The sequence below is a fragment of the Janthinobacterium sp. 67 genome (genome assembly GCF_002797895.1).
Taxonomy (GTDB): Bacteria; Pseudomonadota; Gammaproteobacteria; order Burkholderiales; family Burkholderiaceae_D; genus Janthinobacterium.
In genome coordinates, this window is sequence record NZ_PGES01000001.1 from 1,404,323 (window position 1) to 1,419,138 (window position 14,816).

14 protein-coding genes are annotated in these 14,816 nt (G+C 66.8%); 5 read left to right on the forward strand and 9 right to left on the reverse strand.

What is annotated here, in order from left to right:
• The gene (locus tag CLU90_RS06340) at positions 1–393 is read left to right on the forward strand and encodes a winged helix-turn-helix transcriptional regulator (protein ID WP_092709055.1); all 393 of its coding nucleotides are present in this window, start codon (positions 1–3) and stop codon (positions 391–393) included.
• Here CLU90_RS06340 and CLU90_RS06345 read toward each other — a convergent pair.
• From CLU90_RS06345 to CLU90_RS06355, 3 genes are all read right to left on the reverse strand, one after another.
• The gene (locus tag CLU90_RS06345; protein ID WP_100427457.1) at positions 390–3,467 is read right to left on the reverse strand and encodes an efflux RND transporter permease subunit; all 3,078 of its coding nucleotides are present in this window, start codon (positions 3,465–3,467) and stop codon (positions 390–392) included. The genes CLU90_RS06340 and CLU90_RS06345 overlap by 4 nt on opposite strands.
• Positions 3,464–4,570, reverse strand: coding sequence for an efflux RND transporter periplasmic adaptor subunit (locus tag CLU90_RS06350; protein WP_100427458.1), 1,107 nt, complete (start codon positions 4,568–4,570; stop codon positions 3,464–3,466). Before CLU90_RS06350 ends, CLU90_RS06345 begins: the two co-directional genes overlap by 4 nt.
• A gap of 83 nt (positions 4,571–4,653) precedes the next feature.
• Positions 4,654–5,274, reverse strand: a complete 621-nt coding sequence (locus CLU90_RS06355) for a TetR/AcrR family transcriptional regulator (protein WP_092709064.1) — start codon at positions 5,272–5,274, stop codon at positions 4,654–4,656.
• Between the two features lie 94 nt (positions 5,275–5,368).
• Between CLU90_RS06355 and CLU90_RS06360 the strand changes: the two genes are divergently transcribed.
• On the forward strand, positions 5,369–6,838 hold the full coding sequence (locus CLU90_RS06360) for an efflux transporter outer membrane subunit (protein ID WP_100427459.1): 1,470 nt from the start codon (positions 5,369–5,371) through the stop codon (positions 6,836–6,838).
• Between the two features lie 9 nt (positions 6,839–6,847).
• On the opposite strand, the gene CLU90_RS06365 is transcribed toward CLU90_RS06360, so the two are convergent.
• The 6 genes from CLU90_RS06365 to CLU90_RS06390 all read right to left on the reverse strand — a co-directional run bounded on the left by CLU90_RS06365 (position 6,848) and on the right by CLU90_RS06390 (position 13,030).
• Positions 6,848–7,948, reverse strand: a complete 1,101-nt coding sequence (locus CLU90_RS06365; RefSeq protein ID WP_092709070.1) for a porin — start codon at positions 7,946–7,948, stop codon at positions 6,848–6,850.
• Between the two features lie 27 nt (positions 7,949–7,975).
• Positions 7,976–8,620, reverse strand: coding sequence for a maleylacetoacetate isomerase (gene maiA, locus CLU90_RS06370; RefSeq protein WP_092709072.1), 645 nt, complete (start codon positions 8,618–8,620; stop codon positions 7,976–7,978).
• Complete coding sequence (locus tag CLU90_RS06375; RefSeq protein WP_092709075.1) at positions 8,617–9,972, reverse strand: MFS transporter; 1,356 nt, start codon at positions 9,970–9,972, stop codon at positions 8,617–8,619. Before CLU90_RS06375 ends, maiA begins: the two co-directional genes overlap by 4 nt.
• Positions 9,973–10,037: 65 nt before the next feature.
• Positions 10,038–10,745, reverse strand: coding sequence for a fumarylacetoacetate hydrolase family protein (locus CLU90_RS06380; protein ID WP_092709078.1), 708 nt, complete (start codon positions 10,743–10,745; stop codon positions 10,038–10,040).
• A 21-nt stretch (positions 10,746–10,766) separates the two neighbouring features.
• A complete protein-coding gene (gene gtdA / locus CLU90_RS06385; protein ID WP_100427460.1) occupies positions 10,767–11,819 on the reverse strand; it encodes a gentisate 1,2-dioxygenase in 1,053 nt (350 codons plus the stop codon).
• Positions 11,816–13,030, reverse strand: a complete 1,215-nt coding sequence (locus CLU90_RS06390) for a 3-hydroxybenzoate 6-monooxygenase (protein ID WP_092709084.1) — start codon at positions 13,028–13,030, stop codon at positions 11,816–11,818. Before CLU90_RS06390 ends, gtdA begins: the two co-directional genes overlap by 4 nt.
• A gap of 137 nt (positions 13,031–13,167) precedes the next feature.
• Here CLU90_RS06390 and CLU90_RS06395 point away from each other — a divergent pair, with 137 nt between their 5' ends.
• The 3 genes from CLU90_RS06395 to CLU90_RS06405 are packed head-to-tail and all read left to right on the forward strand — an operon-like array spanning position 13,168 to position 14,815.
• Positions 13,168–14,088 (forward strand): LysR family transcriptional regulator, encoded by a 921-nt coding sequence (locus tag CLU90_RS06395; protein WP_092709087.1) that lies wholly within the window; start codon positions 13,168–13,170, stop codon positions 14,086–14,088.
• A 44-nt stretch (positions 14,089–14,132) separates the two neighbouring features.
• On the forward strand, positions 14,133–14,531 hold the full coding sequence (locus CLU90_RS29150; protein WP_092709091.1) for a hypothetical protein: 399 nt from the start codon (positions 14,133–14,135) through the stop codon (positions 14,529–14,531).
• The gene (locus tag CLU90_RS06405; protein ID WP_092709094.1) at positions 14,528–14,815 is read left to right on the forward strand and encodes a putative quinol monooxygenase; all 288 of its coding nucleotides are present in this window, start codon (positions 14,528–14,530) and stop codon (positions 14,813–14,815) included. The genes CLU90_RS29150 and CLU90_RS06405 overlap by 4 nt, the downstream gene beginning before the upstream one ends.
• Position 14,816 lies beyond the last annotated feature (1 nt).

Here is a 14,816-nt window from a genome sequence, read left to right on the forward strand (position 1 = left end):
ATGACAGAACAACGGGAATGGAATTGTGGCGATCCGCAAAATCGCCGAGACTGGGCCGACGCCACCACCGAGACCTTGCGCGTACTCGAAGGCAAATGGAAGATCATCATCCTGTGCCAGCTGTTTGCGGCCAAGGCGCCTTTGCGCTTTTCCGACCTGGAGCGTCTGATTGAGGAAGTCAACCAGAAAATGCTGATCCAGCAGCTCAAGCAGCTGGAAAAGGACGGTATCGTCGTGCGCAAGGTCTATGCGCAGGTACCGCCCAGGGTGGAATATGCATTGAGCGAGATCGGCCATGCGCTGGGACCGTCGATGCAGGCACTGATCGAATGGGCCGAACTGCGGCGCGCACGCCTGGCGCACGCCGCTGCCGATCCTGCCGCGCCAGATTAACCCTGCGGCGCAGCCCTTGCCTGCCCCCGTATCCGGAACCAGATCGCATACATGGCGGGCAGGAACACCAAAGTCAGCACCGTGCCGGCAAACGTGCCGCCGATCAGGGTATAGGCCAGGGTACCCCAGAAAACCGAATGGGTCAGCGGAATAAAGGCCAGCATGGCCGCCAGCGCCGTGAGGATCACGGGACGCGCGCGCTGCACGGTCGCTTCCACCACGGCGTCGAACGGCGCCAGTCCGGCCGCCTCGTTCTGGTGGATCTGGCCGATCAGGATCAGGGTATTGCGCATCAAAATGCCCGACAACGCGATCAGGCCAACGAGCGCATTGATGCCGAACGGCTGCTGGAACAGCAGCAAGGTGGGCACCACCCCGATCAGGCCGAGGGGGCTGGTGAGGAACACCATCACCATCGCCGAGATCGAACGCACCTGCAGGATGATCATCAAGAGCGTCAATGCCAGCATGATGGGGAACAGCGGCAGCATCGCTTGCGTGGCCTTGGCCGATTCCTCGATGGAGCCGGCCTGCTCGATGCGGTAGCCGGCCGGCAGCTTGTCGACGATGGCTTGCAGCTGGGTCGTGATGGCGCCCGAGACGTCGGGCGGCTGCAGGCCGTCGGCGATGTCGCCACGCACGGTAATCGTCGGCTGGCGGTCGCGCCGGCGCATCACCGGTTCTTCCGAACGGACCTCGACGCTGCCCACCTGCGACAGCGCGATACGCTGGCCATTCGCGCCGGCCAGGGTCAGGTCGGCGATGCGGGCCGGATCGAGCCGCACGTCGCCGGCCGCGCGCGCCACCACCTGCACCGTGCGGATATCTTCGCGCACGGCCGTGACGGGCACGCCGCTGAGCAAAAACTGCAGCTGCTGCGCCACCGCGGACGACGTCAATCCCATCGCCTGCAAGCGCTCCTGCTGCAGGCTGAAATGCAGGGTAGGCGTGCGCGTGCCCCAGTCGGTATTGACGGTGCGCGTCATCGGGCTGGCCTGCATCACGGCTTGCACCTGGCCGGCGATGCCGCGCAAGACCTCGGGATCGGGGCCGCTGACCCGGTAGGCGACGGGAAACGGCGAGTACGGGCCGAACACCAGTTGCGTGACGCGCACGCGTGCTTCGGGCGCCAGCCCGGCGGCGACGGCCTCGCGCAAGCGCTGCTTGAGCGCGTCGCGCGCCTGCTGGCTGTCGGTGCGCACGACGATCTTGGCAAACGAGGGATCGGGCAATTCCGGCCCCATCGCCAGGTAAAAGCGCGGCGCGCCCTGGCCCACATAGGCCGTGACGATCTTCGCCTCGCCCTGGCGCGCCAGCCACGCTTCCACCTTGGCCGCCGCGCCGCTGGTCTGCCCGATGGCGCTGCCGTAAGGCAGTTGCACTTCAATCAGCACTTCTGGACGGTCGGAGATCGGGAAAAACTGCTTCTTGACGACGGCCATGCCCAGCACGGCCAGCACGAACAGGGCGATGACGGTGGCGAACACCAGCCATTTGCGGGCGATCACGCTTCCCAGCAGCCGGCGAAAGCGGTGGTAGCGCGGCGTGTCGTACAGCGCGTCATGGCCGCCGGCGACGTGCTTGAGTTCAGGCAGCAGCTTCACGCCCAGGTAGGGAGTGAACACCACCGCCACCACCCACGAGGCGATCAGCGCGATGCCGACGATCCAGAACATATTGCTCGTGTATTCGCCGGCGCTGGAACGGGCAAAGCCGTTGGGCATGAAGCCGACGGCCGTCACCAGGGTGCCGGCCAGCATGGGCGCGGCCGTGTGGCTCCAGGCGTAGGCGGAGGCGGCGATGCGGCTGTAGCCCTCTTCCATCTTCACGACCATCATTTCGATGGCGATGATGGCGTCGTCCACCAGCAGGCCCAGGCCCAGGATCAATGAACCCAAGGTGATGCGATCGAAGTTCTTGCCGGTGGCCGCCATCACGATGAACACCACGGCCAGGGTCAATGGCACGGCGGCGGCCACCACGATGCCGACCCGCCAGCCCATGCTGACAAAGCACACCAGCATCACCACCAGCAGCGCGGCGAGGAACTTGAGCATGAATTCGTCGACGGCCGCGCCGATATTGACTGCCTGGTCGGTGACCTTGGCCAGGCTCATGCCCAGCGGCATGGCGGTGCCGATGGCCGTCACTTCACGGTCCAGCGCCTTGCCCAGGTCCAGCCCGTTCCAGCCGTCGCGCATGACCACGCCCAAGAGCAGCGCCGGCTCGCCGCCATTGCGCACCATGAAACTGGCCGGGTCTTCCTGGCCACGGCGCACGGTGGCGATATCGGACAGGGCCAGGGTGCGCCCCTGCGCCACCACGGGCGTATCGCGTATCTTTTGCAGCGCGTCGAGCGCGCCGTCGAGGCGGATGAATACCTGCGGCCCGCGTGTCTCGACCGTGCCGGCCGGGTTCAAGGCATTCTGGCCGTTCAGCGCCGCGAACACGTCCTGCGCCCGCACACCCAGCGTGGCCAGGCGCTCCTGCGAAAACTCCACGTAGATGCGTTCGGCCTGCTCGCCGATGATATTGACCTTTTTCACGCCCGGCACGTGCAGCAGCCGCTGGCGCAGGGTTTCCGCCTCGCGCACCAGCAGGCGCTGCGGCTCGCCCTTGGCCTTGAGCGCATACAGGGCAAAGGTGACGTCCGCGTATTCGTCGTTGATCATGGGGCCGATCACGCCGGCCGGCAAATTGGCCGCCTCGTCGCCCGCCTTCTTGCGCGCCTGGTAAAACTCGGCCTGCACCTGGTCGGGCGGCGTGCCGTCGAGCAGGGTCAGGGTCGTGAAGGCCAGGCCGGGCCGGGTGTAGGTCTCGGCCCGTTCATACCAGCGCAGCTCCTGCAGGCGCTTTTCGATCTTTTCGGCCACCTGGTCCTGCATTTCGCGCGCACTGGCGCCTGGCCAGGCCGTGACGATGGTCATCACCTTGACAGTGAAGGCCGGGTCTTCCGCCCTCCCCAGCTTGAAGAACGACAGCAGGCCGGCCAGCGAAATGAGACAGATCAGGAACAGGGTGACGGAACGCTCGCGCACGGCCAGCGCCGACAGGTTGAAGCCCGCGGCGCTCATGGATGCGCTCCCGCGGCGGCTGCCGCTGGCGCCTGTTCGATCCTGACCTGCTCGCCCTGGCGCAGCAGGTGGGCGCCCAGCGCGACGATGCGCTCGCCCGCCTTCAGGCCGCTCACGTCGGCGCCGTCGTCGTGCAAGCCCAGTACCTTGACGGGTCGCCAGCTCACCTGGACCGGCGTGCCGGCGATCACCCACACCCCCTGCCCCTTGCCTGCGTCGTGCAGGGCCGTCAGCGGCACTTGCACGGCGTCGCCGGCCGCTTGCGCACCGGGCAGGCGCAAGGTGACGGTGGCGCCCAGCGGCGCGTTCGACAGCGCCGCATCGAGCACGTAGCGCGCCTCGAAGGTGCGCGTTTGCCGGTCCGCCGTCTGCGACAGCTGGCGCAAGGTGGCCGGCACGCCGGCACCGGGCCTGCCGAACAGGGTGGCCTGGCCCGTGGAACCGAGCGCGGGGCGCAAGGTTTCCGGCAGCTGGATCGCCGCTTCGCGCCGGCCGTCATGGGCCAGGCGTACCACCACCTGCCCGGCCGCGACCACCTGGCCCGGTTCGGCCAGGGTGTCCATCACGACGCCGTCGGCATCGGCCAGCAGCACCGCGTAATGCAGCGCATTGCGCGCCACCCCGGCCTGGGCTTCGGAAGCCTTGAGCTGGGCGCCGGCCGCGTCAGCCGCCGCCTTTACCTGGTCGTAGTTTGACGCCGAGATGGCGCCCGTGCCGCGCAAGTCGCGGTAGCGCGCTTCTTCATCCGCCGCCTGGCGCGCGCGGGCGCGGTCGGCCGTGACGGCATCCTGGCGCGCCTGCGCCAGCAACTGCAAATCGTCGGCGTCGAGGCGCATCAACGGCTGACCGCGGCGCACGGCCTGGCCGGCGTCGACCAGCCGCTCGCTGACCTTGCCCGCCACGCGAAAACCGAGATCGCTCTGCACGCGCGGCGCGACCACGCCCGTAAAGCTGCGCGCGCCCGCTTCGGCGCCCTGCACCGCGACGGCGCGCACGAGCGGCGTGGCCGTGCGCGGATCGGCCTGCGCCTTGTCGCCGCAGGCGCCCAGCACCAGAGGTAAAGTGGAAATGACAACAGATGAAGCGAGGCGGCGCCAGCGCATAGGAATCCCATGAATGAGTGATCAGGGTTCTCATTCTGGTACTAGTGACCAATTAAGTCAACAGTCACTTATCATTGAAGCGGCTATGGCGACAAACTGCGCAACACCAGGCTGGACAACTGCACGGTTGCCGTGTCGCTGCTGTCGAAGCTGTATTGCAGCAGCAAGGGATTGACGTAGGGACGCATCACCAGGTAGATGGCGCTGGCCGTCTCGTCGAGCGGCGTCTTGCGTTCGAAGTCCCCGCTCTTGCGCCCTTGTTGCAAGATATCCTGCAGCAAGGCGCCCATCGCCAGCTCGTAGGATTGCACGGATGGCCAGCGCTCGGTGGCGGCCGATGCCGCGATGTCGTACAGCTTGCGGTCCTGGAAAAACAGCCGCAAGCTGGCCTCGACGCTGGCCTTGAACATGCGCCGCAGCTTCTCGGGCGGCTGACCGGCCGCCTCGACCGCAGCCTTGACCTCGGTCTCGATCTGGCGCAGGCAGTTGCCGCAGATATGCTCGCCGATCGCTTGCTTCGATTCGAAGAATTTATAGATATAGGCCTTGGAAAAACCAATCGCCCTGGCCAGGTCGGAAACGGTCGTCTTTTCATAGCCGTAGCGGCTGAAGTAGTCGGTGGCGGCGGCAACGATCTGGTCGCGCACGTCGTGGCCGGCGGGGCCGCGCGCGGGGCTGGGGGTGTCAGGTGTGGTGGAATTCATGGCGACAGCTTAACGCGCCGCGCCGGAATGCACAATAAGTGACCAATATGTATTATAGTCACACATTATTCATTTGATGACCAGGAAGACCACCATGCCATTCCCCCGCCTGCGCCTGCCCCTCATGCTGATCGCCGCCAGCCTGACCGCCACCGGCTGCACCACCGGCCCGGACTACCGCCCGCCCGAGCTGCCGCAAGCGGCCCAGTATCTGCACCAGGCGGCGCTCGGTACGCGCCAGGACGCTGACTCTGCCGAACTGCGGCAGTGGTGGACGAGCTTTGGCGATCCGCGCCTGACCCGCCTGGTGACGGTGGCGCTGGCGCAAAACCTGGACCTGGCGCAGGCGCAGGCCAGGGTCAGCCAGGCGCGCGCGGCCACCGGTGCGGCCGACGCCGCGCTGCGGCCGTCGGCCAGCCTGGGCGGCCAGGCGGCGCGCGCCTACCAGTCCGTGCAAACGCCGCTGGGCCAGGTCTTGAACGCCACGCCAGGCCATGACCGCGCCGGCAGCGCGCGCGAACTGAACCTGCAAGCGTCGTGGGAACTCGACCTGTTCGGCGGCCTGCGGCGCGAACGCGAAGCGGCGCAGGCCGATTACGCAGCGAGCGAGGCGGGATGGGCCGCCACGCGCCTGGCCGTGGCGGCGCAAACGGCCGACCTGTACCTGACGATCCAGGGTTTGCAGGCTCGGCTCGAGCTGGCGCGCCGGCAGGTCGACACCGACGCGGCGCTGCTGGAACTGGCCACGCTGTTGCATGGCAAGGGATTGGTGAACGAGCCGGCGCTGCGGCAGGCCGAAGCGTCGCTGGCGCAGGCGCGCGCAGTCATCCCCGGCCTGGACACGGCGCGCGAGGTGGCGCTGCATGCGCTCGACGTGATGCTGGGCGCCGCGCCCGGCACCTACGGCGATGAGATGGCCGCCGCCGGCGTGATGGCGCGCGCGCCGCACATCACGGCCGGCGGCGCGCCGGGCGAGCTGCTGCGGCGCCGGCCCGACCTGATCGCCGCCGAACGGCGCCTGGCCGCCGCCAGCGCACGCACGGGCGCGGCCGTCGCCGAGTACTACCCGAAACTGAGCCTGGGCGCCCTGCTGGGCAGCGCCACGGCCGGCGGCGCCCTGTTCGGCAGCGGTTCCGGCCAGGCCGCCGGCATGCTGGGCTTGCGCTGGCGCCTGTTCGATTTCGGCCGCATCGACGCGCAGATTCAAGCTTCCCGCGGCCAGGAAGCCGAGTTGCTGGCCGCTTACCGGCTCGCCGCGCTGCACGCCGTCGAAGACGTGGAAAACGCCTGCTCGGCCCTGCTGCGCCACGAGGAGCAAGCCACCTTGCTGGCGCAAGGCGTGGAATCGCTAGCGCGCGCCCGCGCCGCCTCGCAGGCAGCCTACGACAAGGGCGCGGTCAGCCGGTTCGATGTGCTGCAGGCCGACACCCGGCTGCTGCGCGCGGCGGATGCGCGCGCGCAGGCGCAAACGGCATCGGCGCGCGCTGCCGTCGCCACCTACCGGGCGCTGGGTGGCGGCTGGCAGGCGCCGCTGGCGGGGACGGCGGCGGTGGCCGCCCGGTAAGGTGCCGCGTCAGAAGAAATGCCGCATCCCCGCCATCACGCCATTCTGATTGCGCCCCGCGCCCACGGTACCGCCCGCGTCCAGTGCCACGGCGGCCGTGCCGCCATTATTCATGCGGCCGGCGGCGCCGTAGATGGCCGTGCGCTTCGACAGGTGATACGTCAGGCGCGCCGTGGCCAGGGTGCTGTCGTTCGGACTATCCTTGACGGCCAGCCGCGCGAGCTGGCCATCGAGCACCAGCGCGGGGGCCAGCGGATAGGCGGCGCCCACATACAGCAGTTGCGAGTCGACGGAGCCGGTGGCGGCGCGGATCGTGCGGTCGATGATGCCGCCGCCAATCTTTAGCTGGCCGAGCATGGCGTAGCCGCTGGCGATCACGCGGCGGTCGAAGTTGCGGCTGGACGTGAGGCCGTTGGCCGCGCCCGCATTGCCATACAGGATGTCGTACGATGCCGTGGCGCCGTAGCGCCCCGTGTCATGGCCCAGCAAGGCCGTGATCTGTCGGCAGGCTTTCGCGTTGCCCGCCACTTCGCCCGCGCAACCGGTGGCCGCCGGTCCGCCCGCCGCCGAGGCATCGCGCCCCGGACTGTAGGTGGCGCCCACCGTCACGTTCGAGAACCTGCCCATGTAGCCGATGGCGTTGTCGCTGCGGGCGTTCGGCAGGTAGAGATCGAGGCTGCTGATGGAAAACAGGGCCGGCCCCATGATGTCGGATTTTTGCGTGGCCCAGAACGACATATTCATTTGTCGCCCCAGCATCACGCTGCCATAGCGCCCCTTCAAGCCCACCCACGACTGGCGGCCGAACAATCTTCCTCCCTGCCCCGCGATGCCCGTGTCGACGCCGAAGCCCGATTCCAGCGCAAAGATGGCCTGCAAGCCGCCGCCCAGTTCTTCCACACCCTTCAAGCCGAAACGCGAGGGCAATGAACCCGTCAAGGTGGGCATTTTAGTCACACTGTCGCCGGCCTTGTTGGCATTCGTCGTGTAGGCCAGCGAGCTGTCTAGCACTCCATACAGCGTGACACCGCTTTGCGCGTGGGCGCCTATGGACACGCCGCAGGCGCACGCGCCCAGCAGCGCCATGGTGATGGCCTTGTGTTTTTTCATGTTTGTCTCCTGATTTTTATGGTGTTTCTATTCGGCGTCTGGCTGTCTGTCAGGATGCGCATCCTGAAAGGCTGGCAGCGCTTCGCAGTGCGCGACGATGCGCAGGATCGTGGGATACGGCGCCAGGTCGCACTGGAAGCGCCGCGCGTTGTAGACCTGCGGCACCAGACAGCAATCGGCCAGGGTCGGCGTGTCGCCATGGCAGAACGTTCCCGTGTGCGGGCTGCGCGCCAGTTCCGCTTCCAGCGCGGCCAGGCCCAGATGGGTCCAGTGCCGGTACCACGCGTTCTTCTGTTCCTGCGACAGGGCCAGGGGACCCGTCAGGTAATTGAGCACGCGCAGGTTGTTGAGCGGATGGATGTCGCAGGCGCAGACCATGGCCAGCTGGCGCACGCGGGCGCGGCCCGGGGCGTCCTGCGGCAGCAGCGCCGGGCCGGGCAGCGTCTCGTCCAGGTACTCGATGATGGCCAGCGATTGGGTCAGCACGGCGCCGCCGTCCTCCAGCACGGGCAGCAGGTGCTGCGGGTTCAGGCTGGAAAACGCCGGCATGAACTGCTCGCCGCCATTGCGGCTCAGGTGCACATAGGCCGTGTCGGGACGCAGGTTTTTCAGGTTCAGCGCGATGCGCACGCGGTAGGAGGCGGAGCTGCGGTAATAGCCATGCAATTTCATACTGTGCTCTCTTTCAGGGTAGCGGGAATGGCGCTGGCGGCGGTCCGGGCACGCATCAGCCGGCCCATGGCCAGCAGGGCCAGGGACGCCAGCACGGCGGGAATGGCCAGCAAAAAGAAGATGGTTTCGTTATCGAGCTTCAGGGTCAGCATCAGGCCACCGGCCATGGAACCGAGCACGGAACCGCTGCGCCCCACGGCGGCGGCCCAGCTGACGCCCGTGGCACGGCTCGACGTCGGGTAAAAGGCGGCGGCCAGCGCATTGGCGCCGACTTGCGAGCCGCTCACGCCAAAGCCGACGCCAAAGACGGCCAACACCAGCAGGGCCAGGCTGCTGCCCGACAGCGCCACGACGACGATGCAGCCGGCGGCCGCCAGATAGGCGATGCTCAGGACTTTATGGGGGCTGTAGCGGTCCATCCAGCGGCCCAACAGGATGGCGCCGACCGTGCCGCCCACCTGGAACATCATCGTCACCAGCGAGGCGTTCGACAGGGACAGGCCATTGCCATTCAACAGGGTCGGCATCCAGCTCGACAGCAGATAGATGATCAACAGGCTCATGAAAAACGTGGACCACAGCAGCAAGGTGCCGCCGATCACGCCGGGGCGGAACAGCTCGGCCATCGGCGAGCCGGCCAGTTTTTTATCGCTGACGACGAGGCGCGGCAAGGCGGCCAGGCTGGGCGCGATGCGGCGCATGATGGTCTCGCTGCCGTCGCGCCCCTTCAAGACCAGCCAGCGCAGGGATTCCGGCAGCGCCAGCAGCAGCACGGGCACCAGCAGCAGCGGCAAGGCGCCGCCCAGCATCAGCACGCCGCGCCAGCCGATCAGGTGCAGCAGCTGCGCCGACGCCAGGCCGCCCAGCGCGGAACCGATGGTAAAGCCGCAGAACATCATGGTCACGAGGCCGGAACGGCGCTGCTGCGGGCAGTATTCGGACGTCATCGTCACCGACGTCGGCATGGCGCCGCCCAGGCCCAGGCCCGTCAAGAAGCGCAGCACCAGCAACATCGTCAGATCCGTCGACCAGGCCGACAGCAGGCTGGCGGCGCCGAAAAACGCGACGGAGACAATCAGCACGGGGCGGCGGCCGTAGCGGTCGGCCAGGGGGCCGAACAGGAACGAGCCCGCCATCAGGCCGAACAGGCCAGCGCCGAACAGGGGCGCCAGCGCGGCGGGGGACAAAGCCCACTCGGCGCGGATGGCGGGCGCGATGAAGCCGATCGAGGCCGTGTCGAAACCGTCGATGGCGACAATCAAAAAGCATAGCCAGAGGATCAGCTTCTGGTAGCGGGAAAACGGCTGGGTATCGAGGAATTGCTGGACGTCGGTGCCTGCGTGGGTGGTCATGGTCTTGTCTCCGTTGTTATTGTTCGCTTGGGCTGCGCGGTCTGTGCCGCGCTGGCCCGGTGGTTTTACTGGACGGCGACGGTGATCGGCGTCAGGCCGGCGATGCGCGCTTGCATCGTCTGGCCGCTGCTGACGGCGCCCACGCCTTCGGGCGTGCCCGTCATGATGATGTCGCCCGGCTGCAGCTCGAACAGGGTCGACAGGTTGGCGATGACTTCATTGACGGACCAGATCAGATGCGTCAGGTCGCTCGTCTGCACGACCTTGCCATCCACTTCCAGCACGATCTCGCCCGTGGTGATTTCGCCGCTGTCGGCCATCGGCGTGAGCGCGCCGATGGGTGCCGAATAGTCGAAAGCCTTGCCGATTTCCCACGGGCGGCCCTGTTCGCGCATGCGCATCTGCAGGTCGCGCCGCGTCATGTCCAGCCCCACGCCATAGCCGAAGATGTGCGCGGCCGCGTCGTCGAGCGCGATATTGCTGCCGCCCTTGCCGATGGCGACCACCAGTTCGATCTCGTGGTGGTAATTCGACGTCTGCGCCGGATACGGCACGGTGACCGTCACGCCGGGCGGCACGGGCACGACGGACTTGTCGTCATTCGGCTTGCAAAAGAAGAATGGCGGTTCGCGGTCCGGATCGAAACCCATTTCGCGCGCATGGGCGGCGTAGTTGCGGCCCACGCAGTAGATGCGGCGCACGGGGAACTGCGCATCCGTGCCGACGATGGGCAGGCCGGCGATGGCTTGGGGGGCGAAGATGAAGTTGGTCATGGTGAAATCCTGTCAGAAAAATCAATCGGTCAAAAACTGCTCGCGCAGCACGCCCATGGCCTGCTGCACGGGGCGGTCGGAAAAACTGAACAGCACGACATCGTCCTGCGGGCAATCGAAGGAGACGACGGCCCACGAGGGCACGACGAAGGTGTCGCGCGGCGCGAAGTCGAACACCTGCCCGCCGATCGTCACCTGGCCGTGCCCCTCGACGACGCTGTAGACGGTGCCGTCCGTGCTGCGCGCACGCTTGCCCTTGAAACCCTGGGGCAGCAGCTGCATGAAGGTGGCCATGGTGGGCATGGGCGAGCCGCCCGTCAGCGGGTTCACGTATTTCAGTTTGTAGCCCTGCCAGGCGTCGATGGCGTCCGTGCGCGACAGCAGGTCCAGCGCCTCGCGCGAGCGGGCGTACGGGTAGTTGAAGATGGGCGACGTGGCCCCTTCGTGCAGCGATTTGACGGGCGCCATGTTGTAGCCGTAGCGGGCGAAACTCTGGCCTTCCGGACGGGTGACGCTCTGGCTGTCTTCCGCGTCGTTTTCCGCGAAGCCCGAATCGAAATAGCGCAGCATGGGAATGTCGAGGCCATCGAGCCACACCACCGGTTCGCAGACGCCGTCGACACCGAGGTTGCCATGGTCATGCCAGGTCCACGACGGCGTGATGATGAAGTCACCGGGGTGCATGGTGGTGCGCTCGCCCGCCACGGTCGTGTAAGCGCCCTGCCCGCTCACGACGAAGCGCAGCGCGGACTGGCTGTGGCGGTGCGAGGGCGCCACTTCACCGGGCAGGATCAGCTGCAAGCCCGCATACAGCGATTGCGTGATCGACGAGCGGCCCGGCAAGGCCGGGTTTTCCAGCACGAGGACCCTGCGCACGGCTTCGTGGGCCGTGATCACTTCGCCGGCACGCGCCAATTGCGGCGCGATGTCGGCATAGCGCCACAGGGCCGCCGCATACAGCGCCGCAGGGTGCGGCGGCACGAGCGTGTGCAAGGATTGCCACAGCGGCGACAGATGCATGCCGCTCAGGGCTGCATATAAAGCCTCGCGTTCTGGCGTTTGATGGGAAGTCATGCTGCCTCCTTTTCGGTGGTGGCCAGGCAGGTTTGCGCCGTCCAGCCATACAGCCAGGCCAGCGCCTCGTAGAATTGCGCGGGCGTGCGGCCGCGCCACAGGTCGTTGCGCACCAGGCGTTCAACACCGTGGGCGTGGTACAGCCGGCCCATTTCGCGCGCCGACAGCACCACGCGGGCCGTGCGGGCGATGCGCGAGGTTTGATACAGCTGGAAGGCGGCCGCCATGTCGAAATCGCAGGCGCGCACGGCCTCGCCCAGGGTCACGGCGTCTTCCAGCGCCATGCAGGCGCCCTGCGCCAGGTATTGCAGCATCGGGTGGGCCGAGTCGCCCAGCAGGGTCATGCGCTTGGTGCTCCAGTTGGCGACGGCGTCGCGGTCGGCCGTGCTCCAGCGGCGCCAGCTGGTCGGCTTGTGCAGCAGCTGGCGCGGCTGCGCGTGCACGCCGTCGAAGTAGGACAGCACTTCTTCCTTGCTGCCATCCGTGACGCTCCACGCTTCCTGCTCGCGGCTGTGGAAAGTCACCACCAGGTTGTATTGCTCGCCATTGCGCAGCGGGTAGTGCACGAGGTGGCAGTTCGGCCCGGCCCAGACGACGGGCGCGTTCCAGCGCAAGTCGGCCGGCATGTCGGCCGCCGGCACCACGGCGCGGTAGACCACGTGGCCGGAAACGCGGACCTTGTCGCCGACGATGCGCTCGCGGATGACGGACTTGACGCCATCGCAGCCGATCAGCACATCGGCGCGGAAGCTGCGCCCCGCCGCGTCCGTGACGGTGACGCCCGCGTCGTCCTCCGCCACATCCGTCACCTGCGACGACGTCACAAACGTGATCAGCGGCGAGGTGCGCACCGCGTCGAGGATGGCGCCGTGGATGTCGGCGCGGTGGATGACGGCGTAGGGATTGGCGAAGCGCTGGCGGAAGGCCGCGTCGACGACGAAGGTGCCCACTTCGCTGGCGTCGACGGCGTCCATCATCACCAGGCGCTCCGTGAAGACGGCGCGGGCCCGCGTGCGTTCGCCCACGCCCAGCGCGTCGAGCGCGGCGAAGGCATTGGGCGCCAGCTGGATGCCGGCGCCGATCTCGCCCAGGGTCGATGCCTGTTCCAGCACGGTGACGGCCAGCCCCAGGCGCGACAGGGACAGCGCGGCGGCCATGCCGCCGATGCCGCCGCCGACGATCAATACCGACGGCTTTTGCGTATGTTCCATTTCTCTCCTCCAATTGATCCGTGTGCTTGCGTTTGCTGTGCTCTTGGTATGGCAATCAGTGTGCCGACAGGTCAATATTTGGTAAAGCGATGGAATACAATAGCTACAATCAATTTTTTAAATAATGGTGGAGTCCCATGTCACGCTTCGATATCGAACTGCTGTTCATCTTTGACGAGATCTATAAAAGCCGCAACGTGACGCGGGCGGCGGAAAACCTGGGCTTGCCGCAATCGACGGTGAGCATCGGCCTGGGCAAGCTGCGCACGCATTTCGGCGACCGCCTGTTCGCGCGCACCTCGAAAGGCATGGAGCCGACGCCGCGCGCGCAGAACGCCGTGCAGGACGTGCGCGCCGCCATCGCCGCCTGGCAGCATGCGCTGGCCGACCAGCCCGTGTTCGACCCGGCCGCCAGCACGCGCGAATTTGCCATCTGCATGACGGACATCAGTGAAATCGTGCTGCTGCCCACCCTGCTCAACCACCTGCAGCAGATCGGACCCGGCATCACGCTGGACGTGTCGAAGATCGCCACCGACACCCCGGAGCGCCTGGAAGGAGGCGAAGTGGACCTGGCCGTGGGCTTCATGCCGCACCTGGAATCGGGGTTTTATCAGCAAAAACTGTTCGACCAGCACTTTGTCTGCCTGGTGGCCAGCGGCCACCCGCGCATCCGCGAAACGCTGACTGTGGAACAATTCCTGCACGAGGGACATATCGAAGTGAAAAGCTCGGGCACGGGCCATTCCATCGTGGAAAAAGTGCTGGCGGCGGCCGGCGTGCAGCGGCGCATCGTGCTGAAACTGCCCAGCTTTCTGGGCGTGTCGCGCATCGTCGCCGAAACCGAGCACGTCGTCACGGTGCCGTACCGCTACGCGCTGCAGATGCAGGACCACGAAGCGTTCCGCATCCTGCCCCTGCCCGTGCAACTGCCCAGCTTTTCAGTCAAGCAGCACTGGCACGAGCGCTACCACCAGGATGCGTCGAACCGCTGGCTGCGCCAGACGATGGCGCAACTGTTCGGGGCGGGCGATGGAACGGCATTGCCTTTTGAGTAAGTTTTTCCCATGCTCGTACGTCCTGCCTTTTCACCGCCTTGAACATGGCCATCCGCCTGCGCGCCGTCACGGCCGACAATTTCGACGTCATCAGCGAACTGCCCCTGCTGCCCCAGCAGCGCGACTATCTGACCAGCAATGACTATTCCATCGCGCAGGCCAGCTTTTATCCCGCCACCATGCATGCGCGCGCCGTGTATTGCGACGACGAGGTGATCGGTTTCCTGATGTTCGTCTCGCCCGGACGTGGGAAACACGGTGCGCGTCACCAGGCCGTCACGCCCGAGCCCGCGCAAGGTCAGGATCAGCGATGCGGCCAGGGCGCAGGCATTGACGGGCGCGTTCGAGCAGATCGGCGCACGGCAAGCCGAGTAAGGGATGGCCGGCAAGAATGCGCCGGATACGCTAAGCTGCCGGAACCCCAACCACAAGGACCACCATGACCCTGATCATCGTCGCCACCATCGATGCCCAAGAGCAACATATCGACGCCGTGCGCGCCGCCCTGGAAACCGTCGTAGCACCGAGCCGCGCGGAAAGCGCCTGCCTGCGCTACGAACTGCACCTCGACAACAAGATTCCTACCCGCTTCATCATGCTGGAGGAATGGACGGACAAGGCAGGCCACACGGCGCATGAAGCGACGCCCCACTTCAAGACGCTGGTCGCCGCCGTGGGCGACAAGGTCGTCAAGATCGATATCGCGGAATTGAGCAAGCTGAAGTAAG